Origin of the sequence: Embleya sp. AB8 (genome assembly GCF_049739465.1) — a bacterium.
Classification (GTDB): Bacteria; Actinomycetota; Actinomycetes; order Streptomycetales; family Streptomycetaceae; genus Embleya.
Genome location: NZ_JBMHHY010000005.1, coordinates 92,958 through 119,462, shown reverse-complemented (window position 1 = coordinate 119,462; position 26,505 = coordinate 92,958). Strand labels below are relative to the sequence as shown.

The window sequence follows — 26,505 nt, the reverse complement described above, 5'->3', positions numbered from 1 at the left end:
GAACCTGCATCGATGGCGATATCGAAGGCGATAGCGAGCATCATTCGGTCAGGAGCGAACAGCGTCAAGAGCAAATGAACAATCGATGAAAAACGAAACTCATCATGATCGTTCGATCACGGAGCGGTTCGTGCCGCGACGCCGGTTCGGGCGGTCTCGGTGCGCGGGGTCTCGGTACGAGGGTTCTCGGCCCGCGGGGTCTCGGTACCCGACGTCTCGGTACCGGTCGCCTCGTCCGCGTGCTCGTCCTCGCCCGTGGTGGCCCGCAGCCGCAATCTCGGCACCAGCGAGATGTGCCGCGGGGCCCGCTCGTCGTCGGCGTCGGCCAGCCGCGCGGCCAGCAGTTCGACCGCGATCCGGCCCACCTCGTGCTTGGCCGGCGCGATCGCGCTCAGCGGCGGATCGGCCAGCGCGGCGACCTCGTCGTCATACGCGATCAGCGCCAGATCGCCGGGTACGTCCAGGCCGGCCGCCCGCAGTCGGGACACCAGGAGCAGTGCGTCCTGGTCGTTGTGCACGAGCGCGGCGGTGGCCGCGCCCGACCGGGCCGCCTCGATCACCCGGGTGACCGCTCGATCGAAACCGTCCGCGTCCTCGCCCGGATGCGGCGTCTCCACCCCGGCCGGATCCGGCGGGGTCAGGCCGAGCGCGGCCATCGCGGCGCTGTACCCGGCGTGCACCGCCGGCGTGGTCGGACTGCCCAGCCGGGCCACCAGGAGGATCCGCTCGTGGCCCAGCGCGCCGAGCCGGCGCACCGCCCGCGCGGCGCCGAGCGCATGGTCGGAGGCCACCCGGTCCAGGTGTTCGAGGCCCGAGCCGATCTCCGCCCGGCGCTCCACCAGCACCACCGGCACCGGGAGTTGCCCCATCCAGGCGTCCTCGCCGCCCGGTCCTGGCGCCCGCGAGGGGGTCAGCAGCAGCCCGTCCACGCCGCCGCGCAACAACTGGTCGACCTGGTCCCGGTCTTCGGTGGGCAGATAGCGCGAGATGCCGAGCACCAGCCGGCCGCCGATCGCCTCCACCGCGTCCCGGGCGCCGCGTACCACCTCGGGAAAGTAGTAGGTGGCGGACGGTACGAGCATGCCCACCGTCGGGCCGTCGTGGTTGCCCGGGACCGGCCGGCCGCCCGCCACCGATGGACCGAAGGGCGCCGCCGCCGGGCGCGCGTGCGGCAGGGTGGCGCCGCCGTGTACCCGGGCCAGCAGGCCGCTCGCCACCAGCGCGGTGACGTCGCGGCGCACGGTGACCAGGGATACGCCCAGTTCCTCGGCGATCTCGACCACCTTGACGCTGCCCTGTTCGCGGGCCGTCCTGAGAATGAGTTCCTGCCGCTGTTCCGCCAACACCGTGGACGTCGTCCTTCCGCTTCACGCACGCCCGGGTCGGGGCATGCCCCCCTGCGCCCGGCTGCTGTCCGGTCGCGGCCTCAGCCTAGGGCATCACCATTCGATTTTGATTGAAAAGGATCGTTCGATCAAACCAACCCTTGACCTGATCGTTCGACCCCGCCTAGCGTGTCGAAGCCCGCGCGCGTCCAGCCAAGGAGATCCGTGAACGCCCCACACCCGTTCGTGCTGCCGCCCGAGGACCGCGTGCTGAGCCCGTACACCGGCTGGACCCGCGCACACTGGGAGGCGGTGGCCGACGGCCTGCTCGCCGCCGTCGGCCCGTACCGCTCACCGGGCGGCGCGCTGATCACCCTGCCCGGGCCCACGAGTTGGTCCGGCGCCCGCTCCGACGGCCTGGAGGGATACGCCCGCACCTTCCTGCTCGCCGCACTGCGGGCGGCGGGCACCGCGGCGTCCGGCCGACCGGTCCCGGCGGGGCTTCTGGAGCCCTATGCCGACGGCCTGCGCACCGGAACCGCCGCGCCCGGCACGGCCGATCCCCAGTCATGGCCGCTGATCGCCGATCGTGGCCAGGCCATGGTCGAGGCGGCATCCGTTGCCTTGGCCCTGCACCTGACGAAGGATCAACTCTGGGACCTGCTCGACGAATCCACCCGCGACCGGGCCGCCGACTGGCTGGCCGGCGCGCTGCGCCACGAACCGGTCGACAACAACTGGTGGCTCTTCCCGGTCGCGGTCGGCACGTTCCTGGACGCGGCCGGCCGACACCACGAATCGGCCCGCGCCGCGATCGAGCGGGGCCTGGCCCGGATCGACGAATGGTATGTGGGTGACGGCTGGTACACGGACGGCCACGGCCGCTACTTCGACCACTACAACGGCTGGGCGATGCACCTGTACCCACTGCTGTGCGCGGCGGTGGCGGGCGAGCCGGCCGACCCGGTCCGACGCGAGCGGTTGGCCGAATTCCTCACCGGCTACGGTCGCCTGTTCGACCGCGTCGGCGCACCGCTGCACCAGGGTCGATCCCTGACCTACCGCTTCGCCGCCGCGGCCCCCCTGTGGCTGGGCGCCCTCGTCGACGCCACGCCCTACTCCCCCGGCACCACGCGCCGCCTGGCCAGTGGTGTGCTGCGGCACTTCCTGGACCGGGGCGCGGCCCGCGACGGCCTGCTGTCCCTCGGCTGGTACGGCCCCGACCCCGCGACCGTGCAGTCCTACTCGGGCTCGGCGTCCCCGTACTGGGCGGCCAAGGGCTTCGTCGGCCTGCTGCTCCCGGACCACCACGAGGTATGGACCGCGACCGAGGCCCCCGGCCCGGCGGAGGCCGACGACACCGCGCTCGGCCTGCCGGGCCCCGGTCTTTTGCTACACGCCGGCCGGGGCGCGGCCAGGTTGGTCAACCACGGCGCCGACCACCAACCGGCCGCCGGCGCCCCGGAACCCGACGACCCGCTCTACGCCCGGCTGGCCTATTCGACGCTCACCGGCCCGACCCGCGAGGGCGATCCGGCGGACAACCACGTGGGGTTGGTCCTGGACGGGCGGGTGAGCGAACGCGGCCGGGTCGAACCGCTCGGCGCCGGGCCGGACTGGGCCGCCTCGGCACACGTTCCGGCGCCGGGCACCCGGATCGTGTCGATCAGCGTGGTGCGCGGTCCGTACGAGGTACGCGTGCACCACGTCGAGGCGCCGGCGGGCACCTCGGTATGCGAAACCGGCTGGGCGCCGGCAGCCGCGCGCGCCGACGAACTGCGCTCCTCGGCCGAGGGGATCGAGGCGCGAGTCGAGGCGCTGGTCGGCACGTCGTCCGTAGCGACCACCCTCACCGGCGCACTGGGCTGGGATCGGGCCGAGATACATCCCGTCCCGCACGGAACCGCGTTCGGCCCGGCGGCCGAACTGGCCGTCCTGCACGGCACGGTGGCCACCCGCCGGCCACTGGTCAGCGTGGTGTCGCTGACCTGGGCCGACACCGAACCCACCCCCGCGCCGCGCGTGTCGGCGACGGCGTCGGGGGTGGCGGTCGGGTGGGGCGACGGGACGGTGAGCGAGGTGGTGCGGGACGCCTCGGGGCGCTGCGCCGTCACCCACTCGGAGCCGGCGGTCAGGCGCTGATTCGACGCACCTTGAGGGTGTTGTCGATTCGGGTCGTGGGTTTGCCGTCGGGGTCGTTCTGGATCCGCTCGTGCTCCTCGCAGCGGAGCACCTCCCATGCCCCGTCCGGGAGTTCCAGCGCGGCGAGCACGCTCGCGGGGGTGGGGAGCTCCATCTCCGGGTGCGGGTTCTCCTCCCAGGCGGGCAGGCCCGAGTGGCCGACGATCAGGAGTACGCCGCCGGGCAGGACGGCCGCGGCGGCCGAGCGCAGGATCGCCTCACGGGGCAGGTCGCCGTGCGAGTGCAGGAAGTGTGCCGAGACCAGGTCGAAGCCGCCGGTGGGGAAGGTCGCGCCCAGGTCGTGCCACTCCCACTCGATCCGGTCCCCGACGCCCTTCTCCCTCGCGTGCTCGGCGGCGCGCGCGAGGGCGATCCGGGAGACGTCGATCCCGGTCACCGTCCAACCACGCTCGGCGAGCCAGATCGCGTCGCCACCCTCACCGCACCCGATGTCCAGGGCGCGCCCGGGGGCCAGGTCGGCGGCCTCGCGGACCAGCGTGGCATTGGGATTGCCACTCCAGATCCGGTGACTCTCCGCGTACCTGGCGTCCCAGAGCGCGGCAGCCGAGAGCGCTTCGTCGTGCGGGTGTGCGGTCATCGCGCGGTCCTCCAGGACGGTGAGGTTCTCCCGGCGACGCGGGGTGGGTCGCCGTGCGCTCATGCTCCGCCAGGAACGCACCGTTCGACAAACCTTGTTGCCGACTCGGCAAAAGATGTGCCCACCCGCTCCACCCGTTGCGTTCACCTCGATGGCTGCGGGTTCAGAAGCTGCGGGGCGGCCTGCTCCGGCCCCGCAGCCCCCGGTGTGGCCGGCCGTTGGCCGCGGTTCGGCGTGTCAGCGCCCCCGACCGTGGCCGCCCCAAGTGATCGACGCGCGAAGCGCGGAGAGCGGCGGAGCCGCAAGTTTGGACGGCGTGGCCCGGAGCGAAGCGGAGGGACACGCCGTCCCGAGCGAGGTGCCGCTTTTTTGCGGAGGAGCGAAGCGGAGGAGTAAAAAGCGGCACCTCGCGAGCCGGCGGCGAAGCCGCCCAATAGGCAGAAGTCGCCCAATCAGAAAGTGACGTCCGTGCACTGGTAGAAGGCGTTGCCCGTGTCGGCGACGTCCCAGACGGCCAGGATCACCGCCCGGCCGCTGCGGCCTCCCGGCAGCGAGCCGGTGTGCGAGATGATCGCGTCCGGTTGCACACCGTTGTAGGGCACGGTCAGGAACGGGGTGCTCTCCAGTTGGGACCTGGTGACCGTCTGGGTCGGGTCCCAGCCCTGCTTGGTGACGAAGTAGCGGAACGACGTGGTCGCGTGCCTCGCGGTCAGCTTCCAGGTGAAGGTCTCGCTCGCGCCGGAGCTGACCTGGGTGCTCGGCCACGCGCCGCCGCGCGGGTCGTCCAGTTCGGCGAAGCGCGCGTTGCCGCCGGCGCAGAGCGTGCCGTCGTCCGGCCCCCAGGCCGGGAAGCCCTTGGGGCCCTCCACGCTCTGCGGTTCCCACTGGATCTCGCCGCAGTTGGCGACCGTGCCATCCGCGCAGTACGCGGAACGGCTCGGCGGGCCGGTGATCCAGCCATGGCCCTGGGCCGAGCCGGCCAGGATCAGCGGTATCGAGACGATGGGCACGGCCAGCGCCGCCAGGATGGTCCTTGTACGCATGAAACTCTCCTTGGGGACGAGTGAATGCGAAGGACGTTCGAACGGTCCGGGTCCGCGTCGTACGTCATTTTCACCGGATGCTCACATCCGTACTGCGTTCCTCAAGTTAAGAGGTCCAGACCAATCGGTCAATGGTTCACACCAAAACGGGACATACGAACTCACCGGCGATACAAGGGGGTTGGTGATCCCGCTCTACGGCTGCTCCACCCCGACACCGAACTCCGGTGCCAGTACCTCCAGTTCGGCCATCGCGCCGATGGTGATCTCCCGGGTCAACCGCTCCGCCTCCGGCGCGTCGCCCTCGCGGACCGCCTCGGCCACCCGGACGTGCAGCGTCACCGCCGCCGGGTCCGGGTCCGGGAACATCACGTGGTGGTGGGTGCGGCCGGTGAGCACCTCGGCGACCACGTCGCCCAACCGGGCGAACATCTCGTTGCCGGACGCGGCCAGGATCACCCGGTGGAACGCGATGTCGTGCACCAGATACGCCTCCAGCTGCCGGCCGCGCGACGTGGACACCATGCCCAGCGCGTGCTCGGTCAGCGCGGCACACTGCGCCGGCGTGGCGGACGCCGCGGCCAGCGCCGCCGCCGCGGGTTCGATCGCCGAGCGCAGTCCGGTCAGCGAGCGCAGTTGGCGCGGGCGGTCGACGCCGGCCAGCCGCCAGCGGATCACGTACGGGTCGAAGACGTTCCACTGGTCGGGCGGACGGACGGTTACCCCGACCCGCCGCCGCGACTCGACGAGCTGCATCGATTCCAAAACCCGAATCGCCTCGCGGACCACGGTGCGCGAGACCTCGAAGCGGTGCTCCAGCTCGTCGGTGCGCAATACCGTGCCGGCCGGGTGGATGCCGGCCGTGATCGCCGGCCCGAGGGATTCCAGCACCTTCATATGCAGGCCCACCTGCGAGATGGGCAGGCCCCGGCCCTCGTTCTCCATGGCCGAAGCCTACTGGGCGGGGTGCGGCAAGCTGCTCGGATTACGTATGACTTAATTGCGCCCAGCTCTTGATTAAGTCATACCTATGCGTTTGGGTATGGGACGGCGCCCGTGCACAAGCCGGGCAAAGACAGCGAGGTATCGATGAACGCCCCCCACGTCGTGGTGGTCATGGGTGTGTCCGGCACCGGGAAGTCCACGGTCGGTCGGCTGCTCGCTGCCGAACTGCGGGTGCCCTACGCGGACGCGGACGACTTCCACCCACCCGCCAACATCGCCAAGATGTCGGCCGGGATCCCACTGGACGACGTGGACCGGGCACCCTGGCTGGACGCCATCGGCGACTGGCTGGGCGCACACCGGCACACCGGCTGCGTGATCGGCTGCTCCGCACTCAAGCGCGCCTACCGCGACCGGCTGCGCCGGGCCGCACCCGAGGTGCTCACCCTCCACCTCGTCGGGGAGCGCGCGTTGATCGCCGAGCGACTGCACCAACGCACCGGGCACTTCATGCCGGAGGCGCTGCTGACCTCACAGCTCGCCGACCTGCAAGCACTGGAGCCGGACGAAGCGGGTGTCACCCTCGACATCTCGCCCGGCCCGCAGGCCATCGCCGAACAGGCCGTCGCCGCACTGCGACGCCTGGAAACACCTCGAACGAACACCGCGAATCAACCGAATCAGGGGACCCCGTGACCACCATCGACCTGCCGATGCTGGCGGCGGCACCGGCCGCGCCCATCACCTCGGCCGGACACGCCCAACTCGGCCTGGCGGTACTCGTCGGCATCGGCGTGATCGTGCTGCTCATCGGCCGGTTCAAGCTGCACGCGTTCCTGGCGCTGACCATCGGCTCGCTGGTCCTGGGCGCGGTCGCCGCCGCGCCGCTGGACAAGGCGATCGCCAGCTTCACCTCGGGGCTCGGCTCCACCGTCGCGGGTGTCGGTGTACTGATCGCCCTCGGCGCGATCCTGGGCAAGCTGCTCGCCGACTCCGGCGGCGCCGACCAGATCGTGGACACCATCCTGGCCAAGGCGAGCGATCGCACCATGCCGTGGGCGATGGCGCTGATCGCGGGCATCATCGGACTGCCGCTGTTCTTCGAGGTCGGCGTCGTACTGCTGATCCCGGTCGTCCTGCTGGTCGCCAAGCGCGGCAACCACTCGCTGATGCGGGTCGGCATCCCGGCGCTGGCCGGCCTGTCCGTGATGCACGGTCTGGTGCCGCCGCACCCCGGCCCGCTCGCCGCGATCGACGCGATCCACGCCGACCTGGGCGTGGTGCTCGCGCTCGGCGTGGTGGTGGCGATTCCGACGCTGGCCATCGCCGGTCCGCTGTTCGGCCGCTACGCCGCCCGCTGGGTGGACATCGCGCCGCCGGAGCGGATGATCCCGGAGCGGCCCTCGGCCGAGCTCAAGCAGCGGCCCAGCTTCGCCGCCACCGTCTGCACCGTGCTGCTGCCGGTGGTGCTGATGCTCGGCAAGGCACTGGTCGACATCGTCGTGGACGACCCCGCGGACCGGGTCCAGCGGGTCGCGGACGTGGTCGGCTCGCCGCTGATCGCCCTGCTGTCCGCCGTACTCGTGGCGATGTTCACCCTGGGCCGGGCCGCCGGTCTGGGCCGGGACAAGTTGTCGACCACCGTGGAGAAGGCGCTGCTGCCGATCGCCGGCATCCTGCTGATCGTCGGCGCGGGCGGCGGCTTCAAGCAGACCCTGGTGGACGTCGGGGTGGGCCGGATGATCCTGGACATCTCCCAGGACTGGGCCATCTCGCCGCTGCTGCTCGCCTGGCTGATCGCGGTCGCCATCCGGCTCGCCACGGGCTCCGCGACGGTGGCCACGATCTCCGCCGCCGGACTCGTCGCGCCGCTCGCCGCGGACATGAGCACCACCCATACCGCGCTGCTCGTGTTGGCCGTCGGCGCCGGGTCGTTGTTCTTCAGCCACGTCAACGACGCGGGCTTCTGGCTGGTCAAGGAGTACTTCGGGATGAGCGTCGGCCAGACGGTCAAGACCTGGTCGCTGATGGAGACGATCATCTCGGTGGTCGCGGGCAGCTTCGTGCTGCTCCTGTCGCTGGTGTTGTAACGCCGCCGCGCCAACGCCACCGCCGCCGCACCACCGGGTCGCGTCGCCCGGCACGCCGCCGGGCGGCGCGGCCCTGGCACCAGGTTCCACCGCGATCGCCCGGCCAGGCCGTAGGCTGCCGGCATGTCGGGTCCTCAGGATGTCGATCGCGACCAGGACCGGGTCCGCGCCGCCGCGTTCCGGCTGGTGTCGGCCGGCGGCGGCGCCCCGGTGGCCCCCGAGGCGGTGGCCGCCGCGCTCGACCCGCCGGTGGCCGAACTCGGCCTGGCCGACGCCGACGACGTACTGCTCGCCGCCGTGCACTGGTCGCATCGGCGAATCGCCCGTCGCTTCTTCGACCTCACCGCCGGCCGCCTCGGCCTGGCCGCGCTGCGGGCGGGCCTTGCGGATCTGCTCCCGCTCGATCCGGACCGGGTCGAGGAGACCGTCCTGGAACTGGCCGTCTGGCACCGCGCCCTGGTCGCCACCAAGGTCGCCGAGAACAACCGCCGCGAACGTGAGGACCTGAGCGTGATCGTCCGCGGCATCCTGCGCGACGCCCGCGACGGCGGCGAACTGATCGACGACGCGGACGTGGACACGATCGCGGCCGACGTACTGGCCCTGATCGACGGCCTCGGCATCCACGTCCTGCTCTACCCCGACCGGATGCCCCCGGCAGCCGCCGCCCGCGCGCTGACCACCGAACTCGACCGGATCACCCGGCCGGGCCCGATCACCGGGACCGGCTGACCCCGGGCACGGGCACATCGGCCCCACCGGCCCGACATCGCCGACCACCCCCACTCGCCCCCGCCCCCGCCCCCGCAAGCGCACCGACCGACCGCGCCTACGGCAGCCGCGCGCCGATCCGCAGTAGCACGTCACCCGAACCATCCGGCGCCGGATGTACCGACCACACCCGCTCCGCGATCGTGGTGCCGGCGGCCGTGGTGTACTCCGCGACCCACAACGTCACCCGCTCGTCCGCGTCGATCAGCACCTGCGCCGCCGTCCGCGACCCGTCGGCGAAGCGCAGGTCACCCGGCTCGGTCGGCACGTGGTGCGGGTCCACCGCGCCGAGGCCGTGCAGCCGGACCAGCGCGCCGGGGTGCAGATGCGAGCCGGCCGCCCGCAATTCGGGGCGCTCCGTCGGATCGCTCACGCGTGCCTCCTCCATCGGGTGCGCAGCCCACGCACCGTGGCCGGCGGATCCCAGCGGCCGGCCCGGTCGCGGACCAGCGGGTAGCAGGCCAGACCGAGCAGCGCGGCGGTGAAGTGCCCGACATCGGTGAACGTCCGGCCCGAGATCAACGCCTGGCCGTAGCTCGCCAGGATCACCGCGAGGTAGAGATAGCGCCACGGCGCGACCAGCAACCAGGCCAACACCGCCTCGATCCCGGCCAACGCGTAACTCACGCCCACGTCGAGGGTGTTCACCGCCGACCCGGGCGCGAAGCCGTGCCGGATCGCCAGGTACAACACGCCCTCGCTGAGATACGTCGCGCCCACGTGCGCGATGCCGAGCACCAGCAGCCAGCGCCAAGTGCCCAGCCAGCGCTCGGCGGTGGCGTGGAAGACGCTGTAGAAGAACGCGTAGTTCAGCCATCCCCCGCCGTCCAGCCAGAACAGACTGGAGATCAACACCCGCACCGGGTTGGTCGCCAACTCGTGCAGATTCGTCGACCGCTGCGCCAGGAATTCCTGCTCGAACTCCGGGTCCAGATGCCGCAACACCCGGGTGGTCACCAGCAGGATCGCCAACCAGATGTAGGTCCCGGGCGCGCTGCGTACATAGCGCCACACTGCGGTCGCCCAGCGCCGCGGGCGGGGGGCCGATCCACCCGACGCGAGCGGATCGCCGGTGGGATCGTGGGTGCGGTGCGGCTGCGACACGGCCGACTCCTTGTCCGGATCGCGGCCGGCGAACGGGGGGTGCCGGCCGGCCGGTGATCGATGGGCGGCGGACCCGGCGGGCAGGGCCGATCCCCGGCCCATCCAACGTCATCCGGCGGCGGGCCGCCCGCCGTGGTGCGCCCATCGGGTGACCCGGGCGGAGCCGGCGGGCGGCCCGGTCAGGTCCAGTCCCAGCCGATGCCGAGGATGCCCGGCCCGACGTCCTGTTCGGCCAGGTGGACGATGCAGTGTCGGCCGTTCAGGGTCAGATCGCGCCGACCGGTGCGCGGCCCGCCCGCCGTACTCTGCGCGAACCGCCGGCAGTGCACCGGCAGAGCGGCGGGGTCGAACCGGACCTGGAGCACGTACTGCCCGCACGGGAAGGTGAAGCCGCGCAGATACTCGTCGCTCGGCCCGCCGGTGCCGTCCTCGAAGCCGTAGCCGAACACGTAGGTGTCCCCCGCCCGCAGCCGGGCGTCGAACAACAGCTCCGCCACCAGCACGGTCGAGTTCCGGCTCCACCGCACCCGGCCCACCCGGCAGTTCTCGGTCGCCCGGACCCGTACCCGCTCGGGCACGCAGCCCCGGTCGCCGATGTGGATGGCGAGGTAACGATCCACTCCGTCGCGGTGCGCGCGCACCACGTGTTGCGAGGCGCGGCCCAGGAGTTCGCGGTCGGGCCCGACCCGGACCCGTTCCAACTGGCAGACCGTGTGCAGGCCGCCGTCGGCCGGCGACTCCAAGTCGGCGAGCAACCGGCCGAGCGAGACGGACTCGTCCATCACCGCGCGATACGACCGCGACGCGGTGCGCTCGGCCGCCTCCGGTTCGAGCAGCCTGGTCAGCGCCCCCGCCGGCAGCTTCAGCACCTCCTCCAACTCCCGTACCGCGCGCAACGATTCCGGCCGTTGCGGGCGGCGGGCGCCCTGCTGCCAGTAGCTCAGGCTGGTCACCCCGACATGCACACCGCGCTGAGCCAACCGGTGTTGCACCCGGTGCAGGGCCAGCCCGCGCGCGGCCAGCGCGGCGCGCAGGGCCAGATGGAACGGACCGGTGCGCAGGGCCCGCGCCAACTCCGCCTCGACCGGGACGCCTTGGGTATCGGTGCGCGGCATCGTTCGCCTCCCTTGTGAATGTTCACGCCCGGCCGGTCGGGGCCGACGGCCTCGACGCGGGTATTCCAGCCGACCGGACACGTGTCGTTCACAGGCCGGTCCAGGCGTTCACATCACCGCTTCACCCCGCATTGAAGCGTCTTGAAACACACCACGACAACACCCGATGCTCCACCTTGCAGCGTCCGGACGCGCGCCACGCCCCACCCGTCCCTCCTCTCGGGAAGGAACGCCATGACTCGAACGTCCCCACGCACGGGCCGCTTTGCCGGCCGTCGTCGTTCCGCGCTGACCCTCACGGTGGTCGCGCTGCTCTCCGCGCTGCTCGCGGTGCCCTCGGCCGCGTCCGCGGCGCCCGCCGCGTCCGTCCCCACCGCCGCATCCATGGCAGCGGACGCACCGGACGCGCAGGCCCAGCCGCTCGCGCTCGGCGCCAAGAAGTTGAACATCACCATGCAGGCCCAGCAGAAGACCAACTGGTGCTGGGCGGGTTCCGGCAACACGATCGCCACCTGGTACGGCCGCAACTACAGCCAAAACCAGTTCTGCAACGCGGCGTTCGGTCGATCGCAGAACTCCGAGTGCCCCAACTCCCAGGCCAACCTGGGCAATGTGCAGAACGCGCTGGACTGGGCCGGGATCAACTCCGGCTCCTACGTCAGCGGTTGGCTCCAGTACAGCACCGTGCAAACCGAGATCAACGCCGACCGGCCGATCGAGACCCGGATCCAGTGGTCCTCGGGCGGCGGGCACATGCACGTGATCTACGGCTACGACACCTCGCAGAGCTGGGTCTACTGGGGCGACCCGTGGCCGAGCAACTACCGCTACAACTGGGGCGCGCACGACTGGTACGTGGACAACAACGAGTTCTCCTGGACCCACTCGCTCTACCGGATCGGAGCGTGACGCGATGACCGGAATCGGCCTCAAGCGGCTGTTCGCGGTGGGCACGATCGCCGCGGCGCTCACCCTGACCCTCACCCCACAGGCCGCGCACGCGGCGTCGGTGCCCGCGCCGCCGGCGCCGGACGCGGCGAGCGTGAGCGCGGCGCGAGACGTGGCCGCCGCGCCGGGCACGTTGGACACGCTGGCCAGGTTCTTCGCCCGGGACGGCGCACTCACCGCGACGGACGCGGCGCCGCGGATCGACGGCTCGGTGGTCGCCGTGTACACGCTGTCCCCGGAGTTCGTCGCGGCCCGGCCGGGGGCTTGGGCGGTGCCGATCGCCCGGCCGGAGTTCCTGGCCGCCACCGCGGTGTCCGCCGACGGTCGCCGGGCGTCGGTGTGGACGGCCGACACCCCGCGCGGCCGGCAGGTGGTCAACATCGCCGAGGGCGACGACGAGACGCGCTACGCGGCGGCGGGCGCGCGGCTGTCGGCCGGCGGTGTGGTCTTCCGCGAGCCGCAGATCAACGCGTGGTACGTGCAGGGCGGCGACCGGGTGTTGCCGCTGAACGCGGACGCGGAGCGGGCGATCGGCGCGGGCGGGACCACCGTGGTGGCTTATCAGCAGCGGGTACACCGGGCCTACGCGGACAAGTTGCCCGGGTCGGCCTACGACGCGAAGGGCCTGGCGGGCGGCTATGGGCCGGGCGCGGGGCGGACCGACACCGGTGACGATCCGTTCGGCGTCGGCCCGACGGCACTTGCCGCGGGTGGCCTGCTCGGCGTGGTGGGCGCGGGCGGCGTGCTGGTACGGGTACGGCGCCGCCGTTCCTGAGCCTGCGCCGCAGTAGGTGACCAGGGCCTTCCCGGGCCCGGGGTCGGCGTCCCCCGCCGACCCCGGGCCGGGAGGGCCCTTCCGGCGTGCCGCCGATCGAGGCGAGCGGCCGCGGAGCCGGTGTCGCGGCCGGTTCGGCGGCCCGGTGGGTTCGGTGTCTCGGCCGTCGGCCCTTAGCATGTGGCCGGAATGCCGATTCGCCGGCGGCGCTGCGGCGAACCGACACGCAACGATGATTGAGGAGCGGTTCGTGCGAGAGATCGCCGTCTTCAGCGGTAGCGCACACCCCGAACTGGCCGCCCAGGTCTGCGCGCACCTCGGTGTCCCGCTCAGTCCGACCCGGGTGAACAGATTTGCGAACGACTGCCTCGAGGTGCAACTTCAGGCCAACTGCCGCGAGCACGACGTCTTCCTGATCCAACCGCTGGTGGTGCCGGTCCAGGAGAACCTGGTCGAGCTGTTGTTGATGTGCGACGCCGCGCGCGGCGCCTCGGCGGGGCGGATCACCGTGGTGATGCCGCACTACGCCTACGCCCGCTCGGACAAGAAGGACGCGCCGCGCATCTCGATCGGCGGGCGACTGGTGGCCGATCTGATGGTGGCCTCCGGGGCGAGTCGGGTGCTGGCGATGACGCTGCACTCGCCGCAGGTGCACGGCTTCTTCTCGGTCCCGGTCGACCACCTGCACGCGCTGCGCGAGTTGGCCCAGCACTTCCGCGGCCACGATCTGTCCAACACCACGGTGGTCTCCCCCGACCTGGGCAATGCCAAGGAGGCCGCCGCGTTCGCCCGGATGCTCGGCGCGCAGGTCGCCGCCGGCGCCAAGCAGCGGTTCGCCGACGACCGGGTGGCGATCAGCTCGGTGATCGGTGAGGTGACCGGCCGGGACGTGATCGTCCTGGACGACGAGATCGCCAAGGGCAGCACCGTCCTGGAACTCCTGGACCGGCTGCGCGAGTTGGGTGCACGATCGATTCGGGTGGCGTGTACGCACGGGTTGTTCGCGGCGGGCGCGCTCAAGCGCCTGTCGGATCAGCCCGATGTACTGGAGATCGTCTGTACGAACACGGTTCCGATCCCGATCGAGGAACACACCGACAAACTCCGCGTATTGTCCATCGCCCCGGCCCTGGCCGAGGCGGTCCGCCGGATCCACAACGGGGAGAGCGTCAGCGCGCTGTTCGACATGTGATCGGCGGCGGGCCCCGAGCCGGGTATCGATCCGGGCACCTGACACCACGTCAGCGCGATGGTGGCGCGGCCCGCCGATCCAGTACCGCCGTCACCGCCGCGACCAGTTCCGCGGCCAACGGCTGCTGCTCCGAAGCGGGTTGCTCCGAGGCGGGTTGCTCTGGGGGCACCGCGGCAAAATCCTCGCCGTCCCGCCAGTGCCCGGCCGGGATACCCACCAGCGGGTAGAGCGTCCGCACCGGCGATCGTCGCCACAGCAGCGTGGTCGCCGCGATCGGTGCGAAGAGCAGCAGGCCGAGCGGCCAACCGCACATCCGGATCAGCCCGCTCGCCAACAGGGCACCTACGAACGGCAGTCCATGCACGCCCGCCGCCGCGATCGCCACCGCGACCGGCTTGGGCACCTTACGCTCGGCATCCGCGCCGGGCAGCCGCCACCCCTCGGCCAGCCAGCTGATCTCGGTGAGGAACAGGAGCAGCAACACCGGGCCGCCGAGGAAGACCAGGGCGAACATCGTGCCGGAGTTCGCGAAGTCCAGCACGTTGCGCCCCACGCCGCGCCGGGACCAGGTGGCGAAGTCGTGGCTGTTGGTGGTCAGTACGCGCCGATACCCCGAACCGTCCGCGCCGTGCACCAGGATCAGGAACATCACGAACCACGCGGCCACCGCCTGGACGAACACCCAGTACGCCGCGCCCACCAGCACCAGGGCCTGCCCTGCCAGGAACCCGGCCAGCACGGCCAGTACACAACCGCCCGCGTAGACCAGGACGAATCCCGCCCACACATCGGTGTGTCGGTGTGCGCTGTGCATGGTCTGCCAGGACGGGTTCTGCCACAGCATGAACACGCCGGTGGGCACGAGCAGTACGGCCGCGAACAGCACGGTCAGGCACAGGTACGGATTGGCCGTCCGGGCCCGGATCCGCACCGCGAGTTCCGCGGGCGCCCGGCGCCCGGCGGCGCGGCGCTCCCACGCCTGGAGTTGCCGGGCCGACGCGAGCGCGAACGTGGCCCCGACGGCGTAGGACAGGAACAGGACCGCCTGGATCGGAATCATCCCGCTTGCCTTTCCCTCGGAACGGGCTCAGCTCAGGCGCAGGTCGGTGGTGATCTTGTCGGTGGTGACGAGGGCCTGTTCGGCCCGGACGTCCGTCATGAACACGAACGGCGGGATGATCGGCGGCAGCGGCAGACCGTCGGCCGCGAAGTCCAGGCAGAGCAAGCCCTCGATACACCCGTGCAGTTTGGTGAGGTAGATCCGGACGTGCCCGTCCAGGTCGAGGCGAGTCGTGTCGATCCGCATCCCCGGCCCGCCGCCGCCGTCGCGTGGCGCCAACCGGTAGTCCCGCAGCCGCGCCGAATCCATGGTCAGTACCAGCACCCGCAGCGGTCCGCGTACGGTGTCCACCGTGGTCACCCCGGCCAGCGCGAAGCCGATCGGTGCGAAGAAGCTGGCCGTGATCGCCGGGGGTGTGGCACCGGCGACGACCCCGGCCGCCGGTGCCGGTGCCGCCGCCGCTGCCGTTGCGGTACGGCCGCACATCGCCGAACTCCCATGCGCCGTACAGGGATCCGCGGCGTGCTCGGCCGCTCGGGCCCGGGATCCGCCCGGGCCCAGCACGGACGCCACGATCAACAGCGGCAGTACCACCGCGAGCGCCGTCGCCGCGCCGCCGACCGTACCCGGCCCGGGTCGATCCTCGGTCGGGCCCTGCCGCCGATCCGAACCCGGCGCGGACCCCGAACCCGGTGCCGGCCCCGACCCCGACCCTGACCCCGACCACCCGAGCACCGTGATCGAAGTGACCGATCCGATCGGCGCGGTGGGCAGCGCCGGGTTCGGCTCCGGCTCCGGCTCCGGCGAAGCGGTGTGCGAGGCAGCCGACTTGCCGAACCCGTGTCGTCGATCCACCCACCGCGTCCGGGTCGTCCCCGCTGCCCCCGCCGCCCCCGCCGCCCGCTTCGGCCGCCACGCGAACCCCATCGAACTGCCCAGCACCCCGAGCAACATCCCCAGCAGGAACCCGCCGAGGTTGGCCGCGACGAACGAGGCGATCGAGGCGATCAGCGCGAAGATCCCGACGAAGTGGCGGTGTTGGGCGGCGAACCACATGAACAGGCCCGCGACGATCAGGATTGCCCCGATCGCCAGACTCGCGATGCCCGCGATGCCGAGACTGACCATCACCGGCAACGGGGAGAGCGGTACGGCCAGGATCTCCAGGCCGGCCGCGATCAGGTACACCCCGCTCCAGAACGGCCGGGTGCGCCGCCACCTGCGCACGGCCCGGCGCTCGGCCCGAAACGGCAGGTGGCGGTCCAACCACGATCTGGGCTCCATGTCGGGCCGCCCTTCGCAGGTGACGCGGAACAGATGACGTGGAATCAGAAGCAGCCGTTGCCGTCGAGACTCACCGCGACCCGCAGGCCCTTGAGGTTGAACGTGCCACCGGTGGCGGACCACGCGTGCGAACGCACCCCGGCCACCGAGACATCGCCCGCCTGGAGGCCGAAGCTGCCGCGCTCCCCCTGCGCACCGGGCACCTTGTCCAGCGTCGAGGCATCCCGGCCGATCTCCACGGTGCCGAACTGGGCGTCGCCGACCAGGTCTTCGGCGCCGATGATCAGGTTCTTCGCGGTCACCACGCCCGCGTCGCCGCCGGCGGTGAGCTTGAAGGTGATGTCCCCAAGCGGGGTCTTGACCTTGGCCGACTGACAGATGTCGCTGAGCGTGGCGTCGCCGATCGCGAGCATCGAGACCGGGTGGCCCTTGCCGTCGAGCGAGCTGTTGGTACTCACGTAGGAGGACAGGCCGGTGCTGGTCAACTTGCCCGAACTGACCTGGAAGCTGGTTCCGGAGACGGCGAACGACGCGGCCAGCGCGCCCTGGGCCATGGCCAGCGTCAGGAAGCCGACCGTGCCGATCCCCACCACGCCGAGCGCCGCCGCGCGGCGCCAACTGGTACCGCCCTCGTCGGCCTCCGCCGACGGGTCGGTCGGGTCGAGGTCGCGTTCCGAAGCCGAGCCGTTTCGTGCGGACACTGTGTTCCCCTCTCTCGTGGGACCTGGCCGTTCACGAGTCGCCGAGGCGACGCTCGCGCACCCGGAAGGAGCGGATGCGCCGACGCACACAGTGGCGGGGCAGCAAACGTGCGGGGCCGGATTTCGACTGCCGTGGGGCGGGGAGCGGAGCTGCCGTCGCCGCTGTGCGGATACCGTGCCGGGCCCGAGGGTAGGCTCCGGTTTGAATAAAAGTCAACGAACTTCCGGGAACTTTCCACCACTTCGTCCCGCGCGGGAAGGTGGCGGGGCGGCGAGGGCGGCGGGGTCGCGGGGCGGCGGGGCGGCGAGGTAGCGGGGCGGCGGGGCGGCGGGGCGGCGAGGTAGCGGAGTAGCCGCGAGGGTCAGGGTGGCCAGGCGGCCGGGATGGCCGAAGTGGCCGGGACAGTCAGGGTGGCCGGGGTGGCCAGGCGCGGGGCGGCGGAGGCGGCCAGGCGGCGGGGCAGCCGAGCGCAACAGGCCCGGAGACAGGGCGCGGCTGGCGGGGGCACAGCAGCGCGGGCACACCCGGCGGGAGCGCAGCCGTCGGGAGCGGTTCCGGCACGGGCCCAGCTGGCACGGGCGATCCCGGCACCGGCCCAGCCGGCACAGGCGGTTCCGGCACGGGCGCAGCCGGCACAGGCGGGGCTCCGGCACCGGCCCAGCCGGCACGGGCGATCCCGGCACCGGCCCAGCCGGCACAGGCGGTTCCGGCACGGGCGCAGCCGGCACAGGCGGGGCTCCGGCACCGGCCCAGCCGGCACGGGCGATCCCGGCACCGGCCCAGCCGGCACAGGCGGTTCCGGCACGGGCGCAGCCGGCACAGGCGGGGCTCCGGCACCGGCCCACCCGACACAGGCGATCCCGGCACGGGCCCAGCCCGGCACGGGCGATCCCGGCACGGGCCCAGCCGGCACAGGCGATCCCGGCACCGGCCCACCCGACACAGGCGATCCCGGCACCGGCCCACCCGACACAGGCGATCCCGGCACGGACCCAGCTGGCACGGGCCCAGCCGGCACGGACCCAGCCGGCGGGCGCGGTCCCGGCGCGGGTCAAGTTCGGGTTGGGCGTGGGTGGGGCGTCGCGTGGCGTAGTACGTCGGCGGTCTGTGGGTCTCGGGTGGCGGTTGCGGTGAACATCGTGCTGATTTGGTCCACCAGCCAGTCGGCCAGTTCCGGTGCCGGTACGTGTGTGTCCGCCAGCCAGATCTGGGCCGTGGCCTCGATCAGGGCGATGGCCGTGCGTACCGTCAACTCCAGCCAGGGGCCCGGCTCTTCGATCTCCAGGTGCAGGCACATCTGCTCCACCGCGTGCCGCCGGACCCGGTCGATCACCGCGGTGGCGTGCGACGCCTCGACCGCCGAGGCGCCGCGCAGCAGCGCGAGGTAGCCGGCCGCGTGCCGTTCCACGAACACCAGGTAGGCCAGCACGATCCGGTGCAGCCGCTCGGCCAACGGACCTTCGTGCGGGGTGTCGAAGCGGGTGATCAGCTCGTCCGCGGCCTGGGTCAGCGCCGCCTCGTACAACTCCCGCTTGGACGAGAAGAACCGGTAGACCAGTGGCCGGGACGCGCCCGCCTCGGCCGCGATCTCGTCGATGGTCACCCCGTCAGGTGCCCGTCGGCTGAACAACTGCTGGGCCGCCGCGACCAGTTCGCCGCGCCGCTGGGCGGCGGAGAGCCGGCGCCGCCGGGATTCGGGCGGCGCGGAACGAGGTTCACGGCTCATCGGCACAGCGTAGCCGGCCCGATCTCCCGTGGGTATTGCCCTTATGAGACATGGCGTCTAATTTACGAAACGTCCGTACGCCTCGAGTTCCCGGCGCGCCGCACGATCCGGCCGCCGGAACCGGCCGGACGTTCCGGCCGGAGCATCTGGAGGGCCTGTGACCACTCAAGCATTCCGCCGGCTCGAAATCGCGCTGGCCGCCCCGCCGCCCGGCAGCTTCGACACCCTGTCCGAGGCCGACCTGGAGTTCCTCGCCACATCCCTGGCCGCCGGCCGCGAACGGCAGTCGGCCGGACTCGACGAGGCGGCCGAGAACGCGTTGCGCCTGGTCCCCGCGCTCGCCCGGGGTCCGGTTCGACGCATCCTGTTCCGGTGATCGGCGTGGACGTCCTGTTGACTCGGATCGAGATCGACAAGCTCGCCCGACTGCTCGAAGTACCGGCCGAACGGCTGGACTTCCTGCACGACCGACCCGCGGCGGACGTACGGCGCTTCCGCGAGCAGACCACCGCGACGCTCTTCGACACCCGGCCGGACATGCTCGACCGGATCGCCCGGGCCACCAAGCTGGTGCCCGCCGTGGTGGCCGCGACCATCTCGCAGAAGGCGCTGGGCCCGCAGCTCGCGGCGCGCGTGGCCGGGCGGTTGGAGGCGGCCCGCGCGGTGGACATCATCGAGCGGGTGCCGCTGGCGTTCGCCGTCGCGGCCACGCCCCATCTGGACCCCCGGCAGGTGCGCGACCTGGTCGACCGGCTGGACGAGGACCTCCTGGTGGGCATCGCCCGAGCGCTCGCCGACGCGGGCGACTTCGTCACCATGGGCCGGTTCGTCGGCCGGATCCCGGACGGCGCGCTGCGCCGGATCCTGGCCGAGGTGGACGACACCGTGGTGTTGCGGGCCGGCTGCTACATCGACGACGCGCAGTGTCTGGACCATGTGGTGGACCTGCTCGGTCCGGACCGGCTCGAGTCGGTGATCCGCTCGGCCGCGGCCGGCCTGTGGCCCGAAGCACTCACCGTGGCGGGCCTGGTCGGGCCCGGTCATCGGGTCCGGATTGCCCGGCTGACCGCCCGTCAGGACCCGGATCGGCTGGACTCGTTGGTGCTCTTCGTCCACGAACAGGGGTTGTGGGAGGCGTTGTTGCCGCTGGTTGCGCTGCTGGATCCGGACGACCTGCGCGCGGTCGCCGAGTTGCCGACGTTGCGAATCGAGGAGGTGCTCGGCGCGGTGGTCCGGGCGGTGGTGGCCACCCGGCTGTGGGCGGAGTTCCTGCCCCTGGTCGAGGTGCTCCCGGAGCCGTCCCGGGCCGTGATCGCCTCGGCCGCCGGTCGGCTCACCGACGCCGAACTGGACGCCCTGGTCGGCACCGTGTCCGAACGCGACCTGTGGGACGTGGTGTTGCCGCTGATGGAACTGATGGACGACGGCGCCAAGGAACGGATCCTGGCGCTGCCGGTCTTCCGGGAGTACGCGGAGGAGGAGAGCCCGTAGGGCGTGGGTCCTCGGCGCGGCGGAGGCAGGCGCGGGGACCGGGACGCGGACGGTCGGCGCCGATTGCGCCGACCGTCCGCGCCGAGCCGGGCTTCGCCGGCCGCCGTCCCTGCTTCACCGGGCGGCGATCGCCTCCCCGTCCTGCGGAACCGCGACGGGCGTGGGGGCACTGTTTCGGCGCAGCGCGAGCGTGACCAGCAGGCCGACGATCATCCCGACCGCGGTCAGCAGGACGACCAGGAACTCGCCGTCGGCGGTGGCGTCGCGCAGTGCCGCGCCGCTCTTGCCGCCGGTGCCGAGGTCGGCGATCGCGGTGAACACGGCGAGGCCGATGGCGTTGCCGAGGTTGAGCGTGGTGGACGCGATGCCGTTGGCGACGCCCTGTTCGGCGGCGGCGGTGCCGGTGGCGGCGGCGATCCACATCGCGGTCCAGACGATGCCCTGACCGACGCCGGAGACGACCAGGCCGGGTACCAGGAGGGCGTAGCCGGCATCGGCGTCGAAGCCGGCCGCCAGTGCGGCGGTGCCGAGCGCGCCGATCACGAAGCCGATCAGGAGCGTACGGCGATTGCCGATCCGAGTGGCCAGGCGTTCCCCGCCCTGGGTGCCGGCGGCGATCGCGATCGAGGGGATCAGGAAGGCGAGTCCGGTCTCCAGTGCGCTGTAGCCGTGCACGCTCTGCATCAGCACGGTGAGGAAGTACGGCAGGACACCGAAGGTGGCCATGTAGATGAAGGTGATGCTCATCCCGACGGTGAGGCTGCGGTTGCGGAACAGCCGGAACGGCATCAGCGGGTCGGCGGTGCGCGCCTCGACCACCGCGAACAGCGCGAGCAGCAGCACCGCGAGCACGAAGGCGCCGACCACCACCGGGCTGCCCCAACCGAGTTCGGGTCCCTCGACGAGGGCGGCCACGAGCAGCGTGGAGCCCGCGGTGACGCTGAGCGCACCGGGGAAGTCGAAGCGGCGGCGAGCCCCTCGGGCCGGGTCGCGCGGGATGACGAACAGCGCGGCCACCGCGACCAGTCCGGCCAGCGGCACATTGACGAAGAACACGGCGGGCCAGCCGAAGTTCTCGGTCAGCACGCCGCCGAGCAGGGCGCCGATGGTCAGTCCGCTGGCGCCCGCGCCGCCCCAGACCGCGAGTGCCCGGTTCCGCTTGGGGCCCTCCTCGAAGAGGGTGTTGATCAGCGCCAGGGTGGCGGGCAGGAGCAGCGCGCCGGCGACGCCCTGTACGGCGCGCGCGGCGATGATCGTGCCGGCGTTCGGCGCGAGGCCGCCCGCCAGCGAGGACACCGCGTAGCCGGAGAGCGCGACGACGAAGGTCCGCCGCCGGCCGAGCAGGTCCGCGGCGCGCCCGCCGACCAGGAGGAAGCCGCCCGCGAAGACGACGTACGCGCTGACCACGAGTTGTTGGGTCTGGCCCGGGAAGCCCAGGTCCGAGCCGATCTCGGGGAGCGCGACGAAGACGATGTTGAGGTCGAGGGCGTAGATCGACTGCGCCAGGGCCAGCAGCGCGAGCGTCCAGCCGAGGTGTCGCCCGGCGGAGCCGGAGCTGGTCCCCGGTCCGGCCGGCGCGGAGGAAGCGGACATGCGGATACGCCCCATTTCGGGTCATGTATCGGTCTTGTGGCATGGATCCGGCGATCGACGGGCGTGGTCGTCCGATCGATCGCAACCGTACGAATGATTGCGTACAGTTGGACTATCCGGCAAGGCCGATCCCGCTGCTCCGGGCCGATCCGGGCCCGTCCAGGCGCCGAAATTGCGCAATAGGCGCAGGTCAAATGGCAGGCCACGGCGGATTGTTCGAATGTCGCGGTACAGTTGGAGCATGAGCTTCCGCCACCCAGACCGCGACCAGATCCGGATCGAGGGCGTGCTGACCGCCCTCGGCAACCCGCTGCGACTCGGCGCCGTACGGGTGCTGGACGCCGGCGGTGAACACAACTGCGGCAGCGTGCTGGCCGTGCTCGGGGTGACCTCGAAGTCGACCATGACGCACCACTGGCGCGTACTCCGGGACAGCGGCGTCATCCGCCAGGAGCCGTCCGGCCGAGAGAATCTGCTGTCGCTGCGCCGCGCGGACCTGGACGCCCGCTACCCGGGTCTCCTCGACGCGATCCTGACCGGCGCCCGGAACGACGGGCCGGACCCGAAGCACCCGGAGGCGGCCGGGACGGGCGCGTGGGCGACGGGCACGGCATCGGGCTCGCGAACGGCGGACGCGCCGGGCCGGTGAGCGGCGGGCCCGACTCGGCGTTCACCGGGGCGGTTGCCCCGGCGCCCAAACAGTGGCCCCCACCCGGCACCCGCGAAGGGACCGCGCCGAGCGGGTGCGCGGCACGGCCGACCCGACGTCTGTGGCGGCAGCAGTCCGCAACCAGCCGCCGGCCGTGGTCAGTTGCCGGCGGCCACGGCCTTGAGTACGGCGAGCGACTCGCGCATCAGCTGCGCCAGGTCGAGCTCGCCCGAGTCCTCGATCCAGCGTTGGCAGGCGACCCTGAATACGCCGATGCCCACCTCGGCGGCCAGGCTCGCCGCCGGTTCCGCGACGCCGCGCCCGCGCAGCGCCTCGGCCAGGGCCGCGGCCAATGACGCGAGCTTGATCAACTCGCGCTCCCGCAGGTCCGCGTTCGCCGCGATCGCCGCCCACCGCCGACGGGCGAATTCGCGCCGCCCCACGAACAGCCCGGCGGCGGCGTCGAGGGCCGCGGCCATCGCATCGATCGGCGGCGCGCCCTCGGGGGCGTCGGCCACGCCGGTCACGAAAAGCTCCTGAAGCGCACCCGCGCCCCCGAACAACACCTCACGCTTGTCGGCGAAGTGCCGAAAGAACGTACGTTCCGTGAGCCCGGCGCGCTTGGCGATCTCCGCGACCGTGGTCTGCTCGTACCCGCGCTCCCCGTACAGCTCCAGCGCAGCCTGTTCGAGCCGCCCACGTGCGTTCGGCTCCCATCGACCCATGTGGGCGATCCTACCTTGATGACAGTCACTGACATCAAGTGCTACGGTCGTTGATGACAGCGACTGACATCAACCTGTCTCCCGACCATCGCTTGGAGTTCCTCCCATGCGTGTTTTCGTCACCGGCGCCTCCGGCTTCATCGGTTCCGCCGTCGTTCCCGAACTCATCGGCGCGGGCCACAAGGTCGTCGGCCTGGCCCGCTCCGACGGGGCCGCGCAGGCGCTGGTCGCCGCCGGGGCCGAGGTACGGCGCGGCGACCTCGAAGACCTCGACAGCCTGCGGGCCGGCGCGGACGACTCCGACGGCGTCATCCACCTCGCCTACGTCCACGACTTCTCCCGGATGCCGGACTCGGCGCGCATCGACGTGCGGGCCATCGAAACGCTCGGCGCCGCGCTGGAGGGCTCCGATCGGCCCCTGGTCGTCGCCTCCGGGACGCTGGGTCTCGCCCACGAGGGGATCGCCACCGAGCGTGACCAGCCCGACCCCGCCGCACCCGGCGCGGTGCGCGCCGCGGCGGCGCGGGTCACCCTGGACCTCGCCACGCGCGGTGTGCGCTCCGCCGTACTGCGCCTGCCCCCGTCGGTGCACGGCGAGGGCGATCACGCCTTCGTGCCGGCGCTGATCGACATCGCCCGGGCCAAGGGTGTCTCCGCCTACGTCGGCGACGGATCGAACCGCTGGCCGGCGGCGCACCGCTTCGACGCCGCACGGCTGTTCCGGCTCGCGGTCGAGCAGGCGCCGGCCGGATCCGTGCTGCACGGCGTCGCGGACGAAGGAGTCCCGACCCGCACCATCGCCGAGCTGATCGGCCGCCGACTCGACGTCCCGGTGGCCGCCATCGCCCCCGAGCAGGCGACCGAACACTTCGGCTGGCTCGGCACGTTCTTCGCCACCGACATCCCGACCTCCAGCACCCTGACCCGCAAACTCCTGGGCTGGCAGCCCACCCACCCCGGCCTGCTCGAAGACCTGGACCAGGACCACTACTTCCGAACCGCCTCCGTGTAGCCGGCGACACCGAAGCGCGTTCGCCCGGTTCGGTGTCGGGCCCTAGGGGGGCGTCGGGGACTCGGTCACCAGTGCGCCGAGTTCGAGCGGCGGGGTGGGTCGTCCTCCGGGAGTTCGACCGCCGCCGCGCTCGGCGCCGGGCGGGGGCGGCGCGGGACGTACTCGCCGGCGGCGCCACCTCGGCCTCGATGGATGTGCAGGCCCGCGATCGGGTCGGGCACCGCGTCCAGCGCCGCCCGCACGGCCGGCAGCGCGCGCCACGCCTGCCAGTCGGCCTCGTCCCGGAAGGAGATCTCGAAGACCAGGCCCCTCGAATGTGTCCGCCACTGCCACATCAGCGCACCGGCGGTCAGCGCCGAGGCCGCCGGCGGATCGGCGGATCGGCGGATCGGCGGATCGGCGGATCGGCGGATCGGCGGATCGGCGGAGGCAACCTGCCACGACCGGGCCGACGTCCCGGCGTCGAATACCTCGATGGACCACCACTCCGCCGCCATGTCCTTCACGGTAGCCCGGCCGTCGGATCGGCAAAACCCATATCCCGCCCAGGATTTCGGCAGGAACGAGGCCGGCGCGTCGGCGACCGGGTCGGGCTGTTCGAGCCCCATCATGTGTGCGGCGTCGGGCACCCCCTACATCCCGGCGACCCGTCGGACGATCTCGCGGCACAGGGGGCCCACGCCGGCCGGGTCGTCGGTGTACTGCGAGGGTTTGACGCAGATCGTGGTGAAGCCGCGGGCCATTTGTTCGGGGATTGTCTCCAGGGCGGGGGCGATCGGGGCGGGGCGGTGCGCGTCCGGGAAGGTGGGGCGGATTCCGCCGACCATTTCCAGGGCTTCCGGGTCGCGGCCGGCGGCAAGCAACTCGGTGCGCAGGCGGGTGAGTTCCGCGTCGGTGGGCTGCCCGAGCGGGTGGAACCCGTGGCCGTAGCGGACCAGCCGGCGCAGCAGCGCGTCGTGTACCGAGCTGCCGCCCACCCACAACCGCGGGCCGGACGGGCGGTAGGGCTTGGGCACCAGGTAGGCGTCGGTGAAGCGGTAGTGCTCGCCGGCGAAGGAGGCCGGGGTGTCCCGCCACAGCACCTCCCACGCGGCCAGGTGCTCGTCCAGGAGCCGCCCGCGCCGCTCGAACGGGACGCCGAGCGCGGCGTATTCGGGCCGATGCCAACTCACGATCGGCTGCGCCACCAAACGCCCCTCGGCGAGCAGATCGAGCGTGGCCAACTGCTGGGCCAGCGCGAGCGGATGGCGCAGCGGCGCGATCACCCCGGCCGCGATCAGCCGCACCCGGCTGGTCCGCGCGGCGATCGCGGCCAGCAGGAGCAGCGAGTTGGGCCACGGCGTGGCCGGGTCCTGGTTGCCGGGCAGCGCGTATTCGCGCGGGTTGGCCATCAGCCCGTTCGCGTCCGCGCCGGGGCCGAGCACGATGTGCTCGCTGACCATGACGCCATCGAAGCCGGCGTCCTCCGCCTCGACCGCCATCCGGACCAGGGCGGGCAGGTCGTGTGGATCGGTCAGCGTCCAGTTCTCGCTGAGCACCAGGATCAGGCGTGGTGCGGGCATGGTGGGTCCTGCCTTTCACTGTGGTGGGATTCGCGGTGTGAGGGGGTGCGAAGTCCGGTCCTATTCGGCCGTGTACACGGTGAGGCGACGGTGAGTTCGGGGATCTTGTGTGCCTCGGCGGCAATCAGGTCGCCGTCGGGGACGTAGCCGATGTCCCAGCCGTTCCCGATCACCCACGCGTCCGGGGGCAGGCTTTGCGCGTGCCGGGCGGCGGCGGCCACGTCGGCGATCGAGCCGGCGGCGGGGTGGGACACGTCGACCGCGAGCGGTGGCCGGGTGGCGCCGAACGCGCACGCGTGCAGGTGCGAGTCGTTGATCCCGGGCAGCGCGGTGCGCCCGGCCAGGTCGATCACCTCGGTGTCGGGGCCGATCAGCGGCCGGATCTCGGCGTCCGAGCCGACCGCGACGAGCCGACCGGCGCGCACCGCGAGTGCCTCGGCGACGGTGAACGCGGCGTCCACGGTGAGGACGCGGCCGTTGCTCAGGACCAGATCGGCATCGACCGGCATACGGGTCTCCGTGGGTTGTCGGACGGACACCGGGGCACGCTCACCCGATATTATTTGAGGCCAAACGATATGGACCGGACCCCAGCATCACAAGACCTTGCGATG

27 protein-coding genes are annotated in these 26,505 nt (G+C 72.2%); 11 read left to right on the top strand and 16 right to left on the bottom strand.

From position 1 onward, the window contains the following. Positions 1-116 precede the first annotated feature (116 nt). Positions 117-1,346, bottom strand: a complete 1,230-nt coding sequence (locus ABIA38_RS08955; protein WP_424637946.1) for a substrate-binding domain-containing protein — start codon at positions 1,344-1,346, stop codon at positions 117-119. A gap of 204 nt (positions 1,347-1,550) precedes the next feature. On the opposite strand from ABIA38_RS08955, the gene ABIA38_RS08950 reads away from it, so the two are divergent. After that, positions 1,551-3,467: a DUF2264 domain-containing protein gene (locus ABIA38_RS08950; RefSeq protein WP_424637945.1), complete on the top strand. Its 1,917-nt coding sequence runs from the start codon at positions 1,551-1,553 to the stop codon at positions 3,465-3,467. Here ABIA38_RS08950 and ABIA38_RS08945 read toward each other — a convergent pair. The 3 genes from ABIA38_RS08945 to ABIA38_RS08935 form a co-directional block, all read right to left on the bottom strand. Further along, positions 3,457-4,104 (bottom strand): SAM-dependent methyltransferase, encoded by a 648-nt coding sequence (locus ABIA38_RS08945; RefSeq protein WP_424638172.1) that lies wholly within the window; start codon positions 4,102-4,104, stop codon positions 3,457-3,459. The two genes, ABIA38_RS08950 and ABIA38_RS08945, sit on opposite strands and share 11 nt — an antisense overlap. A 452-nt stretch (positions 4,105-4,556) precedes the next feature. Further along, positions 4,557-5,147 (bottom strand): lytic polysaccharide monooxygenase auxiliary activity family 9 protein, encoded by a 591-nt coding sequence (locus ABIA38_RS08940; protein WP_424637944.1) that lies wholly within the window; start codon positions 5,145-5,147, stop codon positions 4,557-4,559. Positions 5,148-5,342: 195 nt separating this feature from the next. Then, positions 5,343-6,092: a FadR/GntR family transcriptional regulator gene (locus ABIA38_RS08935; RefSeq protein ID WP_424637943.1), complete on the bottom strand. Its 750-nt coding sequence runs from the start codon at positions 6,090-6,092 to the stop codon at positions 5,343-5,345. A 144-nt stretch (positions 6,093-6,236) separates the two neighbouring features. On the opposite strand from ABIA38_RS08935, the gene ABIA38_RS08930 reads away from it, so the two are divergent. From ABIA38_RS08930 to ABIA38_RS08920, 3 genes are all read left to right on the top strand, one after another. After that, positions 6,237-6,788: a gluconokinase gene (locus tag ABIA38_RS08930; RefSeq protein ID WP_424637942.1), complete on the top strand. Its 552-nt coding sequence runs from the start codon at positions 6,237-6,239 to the stop codon at positions 6,786-6,788. 17 nt (positions 6,789-6,805) lie between these two features. After that, positions 6,806-8,182 (top strand): gluconate:H+ symporter, encoded by a 1,377-nt coding sequence (locus tag ABIA38_RS08925; protein ID WP_424638171.1) that lies wholly within the window; start codon positions 6,806-6,808, stop codon positions 8,180-8,182. 123 nt (positions 8,183-8,305) lie between these two features. Beyond that, positions 8,306-8,914 (top strand): TetR family transcriptional regulator C-terminal domain-containing protein, encoded by a 609-nt coding sequence (locus ABIA38_RS08920; RefSeq protein ID WP_424637941.1) that lies wholly within the window; start codon positions 8,306-8,308, stop codon positions 8,912-8,914. Between the two features lie 97 nt (positions 8,915-9,011). On the opposite strand, the gene ABIA38_RS08915 is transcribed toward ABIA38_RS08920, so the two are convergent. From ABIA38_RS08915 to ABIA38_RS08905, 3 genes are all read right to left on the bottom strand, one after another. After that, a complete protein-coding gene (locus ABIA38_RS08915; protein ID WP_424637940.1) occupies positions 9,012-9,326 on the bottom strand; it encodes a hypothetical protein in 315 nt (104 codons plus the stop codon). Beyond that, complete coding sequence (locus ABIA38_RS08910) at positions 9,323-10,057, bottom strand: rhomboid-like protein (RefSeq protein ID WP_424637939.1); 735 nt, start codon at positions 10,055-10,057, stop codon at positions 9,323-9,325. Before ABIA38_RS08910 ends, ABIA38_RS08915 begins: the two co-directional genes overlap by 4 nt. Positions 10,058-10,236: 179 nt before the next feature. Continuing rightward, positions 10,237-11,172 (bottom strand): hypothetical protein, encoded by a 936-nt coding sequence (locus ABIA38_RS08905; protein WP_424637938.1) that lies wholly within the window; start codon positions 11,170-11,172, stop codon positions 10,237-10,239. Between the two features lie 234 nt (positions 11,173-11,406). Here ABIA38_RS08905 and ABIA38_RS08900 point away from each other — a divergent pair, with 234 nt between their 5' ends. From ABIA38_RS08900 to ABIA38_RS08890, 3 genes are all read left to right on the top strand, one after another. Then, on the top strand, positions 11,407-12,081 hold the full coding sequence (locus tag ABIA38_RS08900) for a papain-like cysteine protease family protein (RefSeq protein ID WP_424637937.1): 675 nt from the start codon (positions 11,407-11,409) through the stop codon (positions 12,079-12,081). A 4-nt stretch (positions 12,082-12,085) separates the two neighbouring features. Continuing rightward, positions 12,086-12,895: a hypothetical protein gene (locus tag ABIA38_RS08895; RefSeq protein ID WP_424637936.1), complete on the top strand. Its 810-nt coding sequence runs from the start codon at positions 12,086-12,088 to the stop codon at positions 12,893-12,895. A gap of 250 nt (positions 12,896-13,145) precedes the next feature. Next, positions 13,146-14,087 carry a ribose-phosphate diphosphokinase gene (locus tag ABIA38_RS08890; RefSeq protein ID WP_424637935.1) on the top strand — a complete coding sequence of 314 codons (942 nt, stop codon included), beginning with the start codon at positions 13,146-13,148 and terminating at the stop codon, positions 14,085-14,087. A 49-nt stretch (positions 14,088-14,136) separates the two neighbouring features. On the opposite strand, the gene ABIA38_RS08885 is transcribed toward ABIA38_RS08890, so the two are convergent. The 4 genes from ABIA38_RS08885 to ABIA38_RS08870 all read right to left on the bottom strand — a co-directional run bounded on the left by ABIA38_RS08885 (position 14,137) and on the right by ABIA38_RS08870 (position 18,859). Further along, positions 14,137-15,147: a hypothetical protein gene (locus tag ABIA38_RS08885; RefSeq protein WP_424637934.1), complete on the bottom strand. Its 1,011-nt coding sequence runs from the start codon at positions 15,145-15,147 to the stop codon at positions 14,137-14,139. Positions 15,148-15,174: 27 nt separating this feature from the next. Next, positions 15,175-16,431 carry a DUF6114 domain-containing protein gene (locus tag ABIA38_RS08880; RefSeq protein WP_424637933.1) on the bottom strand — a complete coding sequence of 419 codons (1,257 nt, stop codon included), beginning with the start codon at positions 16,429-16,431 and terminating at the stop codon, positions 15,175-15,177. A 44-nt stretch (positions 16,432-16,475) separates the two neighbouring features. After that, the gene (locus tag ABIA38_RS08875; RefSeq protein WP_424637932.1) at positions 16,476-17,132 is read right to left on the bottom strand and encodes a DUF6230 family protein; all 657 of its coding nucleotides are present in this window, start codon (positions 17,130-17,132) and stop codon (positions 16,476-16,478) included. Between the two features lie 1,052 nt (positions 17,133-18,184). Beyond that, positions 18,185-18,859, bottom strand: a complete 675-nt coding sequence (locus tag ABIA38_RS08870) for a TetR/AcrR family transcriptional regulator (RefSeq protein WP_424637931.1) — start codon at positions 18,857-18,859, stop codon at positions 18,185-18,187. A 157-nt stretch (positions 18,860-19,016) separates the two neighbouring features. Here ABIA38_RS08870 and ABIA38_RS08865 point away from each other — a divergent pair, with 157 nt between their 5' ends. Further along, complete coding sequence (locus ABIA38_RS08865) at positions 19,017-19,235, top strand: hypothetical protein (protein WP_424637930.1); 219 nt, start codon at positions 19,017-19,019, stop codon at positions 19,233-19,235. Continuing rightward, positions 19,232-20,350 (top strand): hypothetical protein, encoded by a 1,119-nt coding sequence (locus tag ABIA38_RS08860; protein WP_424637929.1) that lies wholly within the window; start codon positions 19,232-19,234, stop codon positions 20,348-20,350. Before ABIA38_RS08865 ends, ABIA38_RS08860 begins: the two co-directional genes overlap by 4 nt. Positions 20,351-20,464: 114 nt before the next feature. Here ABIA38_RS08860 and ABIA38_RS08855 read toward each other — a convergent pair whose 3' ends face one another. After that, positions 20,465-21,943 (bottom strand): MFS transporter, encoded by a 1,479-nt coding sequence (locus tag ABIA38_RS08855; RefSeq protein ID WP_424637928.1) that lies wholly within the window; start codon positions 21,941-21,943, stop codon positions 20,465-20,467. Positions 21,944-22,184: 241 nt separating this feature from the next. On the opposite strand from ABIA38_RS08855, the gene ABIA38_RS08850 reads away from it, so the two are divergent. Then, positions 22,185-22,592 (top strand): ArsR/SmtB family transcription factor, encoded by a 408-nt coding sequence (locus ABIA38_RS08850; protein ID WP_424637927.1) that lies wholly within the window; start codon positions 22,185-22,187, stop codon positions 22,590-22,592. Positions 22,593-22,750: 158 nt separating this feature from the next. On the opposite strand, the gene ABIA38_RS08845 is transcribed toward ABIA38_RS08850, so the two are convergent. Continuing rightward, positions 22,751-23,317, bottom strand: coding sequence for a helix-turn-helix domain-containing protein (locus tag ABIA38_RS08845; RefSeq protein ID WP_424637926.1), 567 nt, complete (start codon positions 23,315-23,317; stop codon positions 22,751-22,753). 106 nt (positions 23,318-23,423) lie between these two features. On the opposite strand from ABIA38_RS08845, the gene ABIA38_RS08840 reads away from it, so the two are divergent. Then, the gene (locus tag ABIA38_RS08840) at positions 23,424-24,329 is read left to right on the top strand and encodes an SDR family oxidoreductase (protein WP_424637925.1); all 906 of its coding nucleotides are present in this window, start codon (positions 23,424-23,426) and stop codon (positions 24,327-24,329) included. Between the two features lie 65 nt (positions 24,330-24,394). On the opposite strand, the gene ABIA38_RS08835 is transcribed toward ABIA38_RS08840, so the two are convergent. The 3 genes from ABIA38_RS08835 to ABIA38_RS08825 are packed head-to-tail and all read right to left on the bottom strand — an operon-like array spanning position 24,395 to position 26,400. Beyond that, positions 24,395-24,958 (bottom strand): hypothetical protein, encoded by a 564-nt coding sequence (locus tag ABIA38_RS08835; RefSeq protein ID WP_424637924.1) that lies wholly within the window; start codon positions 24,956-24,958, stop codon positions 24,395-24,397. Positions 24,959-24,961: 3 nt separating this feature from the next. After that, positions 24,962-25,891, bottom strand: a complete 930-nt coding sequence (locus tag ABIA38_RS08830; protein ID WP_424637923.1) for a TIGR03619 family F420-dependent LLM class oxidoreductase — start codon at positions 25,889-25,891, stop codon at positions 24,962-24,964. Beyond that, positions 25,873-26,400 carry an amidohydrolase family protein gene (locus ABIA38_RS08825; RefSeq protein WP_424637922.1) on the bottom strand — a complete coding sequence of 176 codons (528 nt, stop codon included), beginning with the start codon at positions 26,398-26,400 and terminating at the stop codon, positions 25,873-25,875. The genes ABIA38_RS08830 and ABIA38_RS08825 overlap by 19 nt, the downstream gene beginning before the upstream one ends. Positions 26,401-26,505 lie beyond the last annotated feature (105 nt).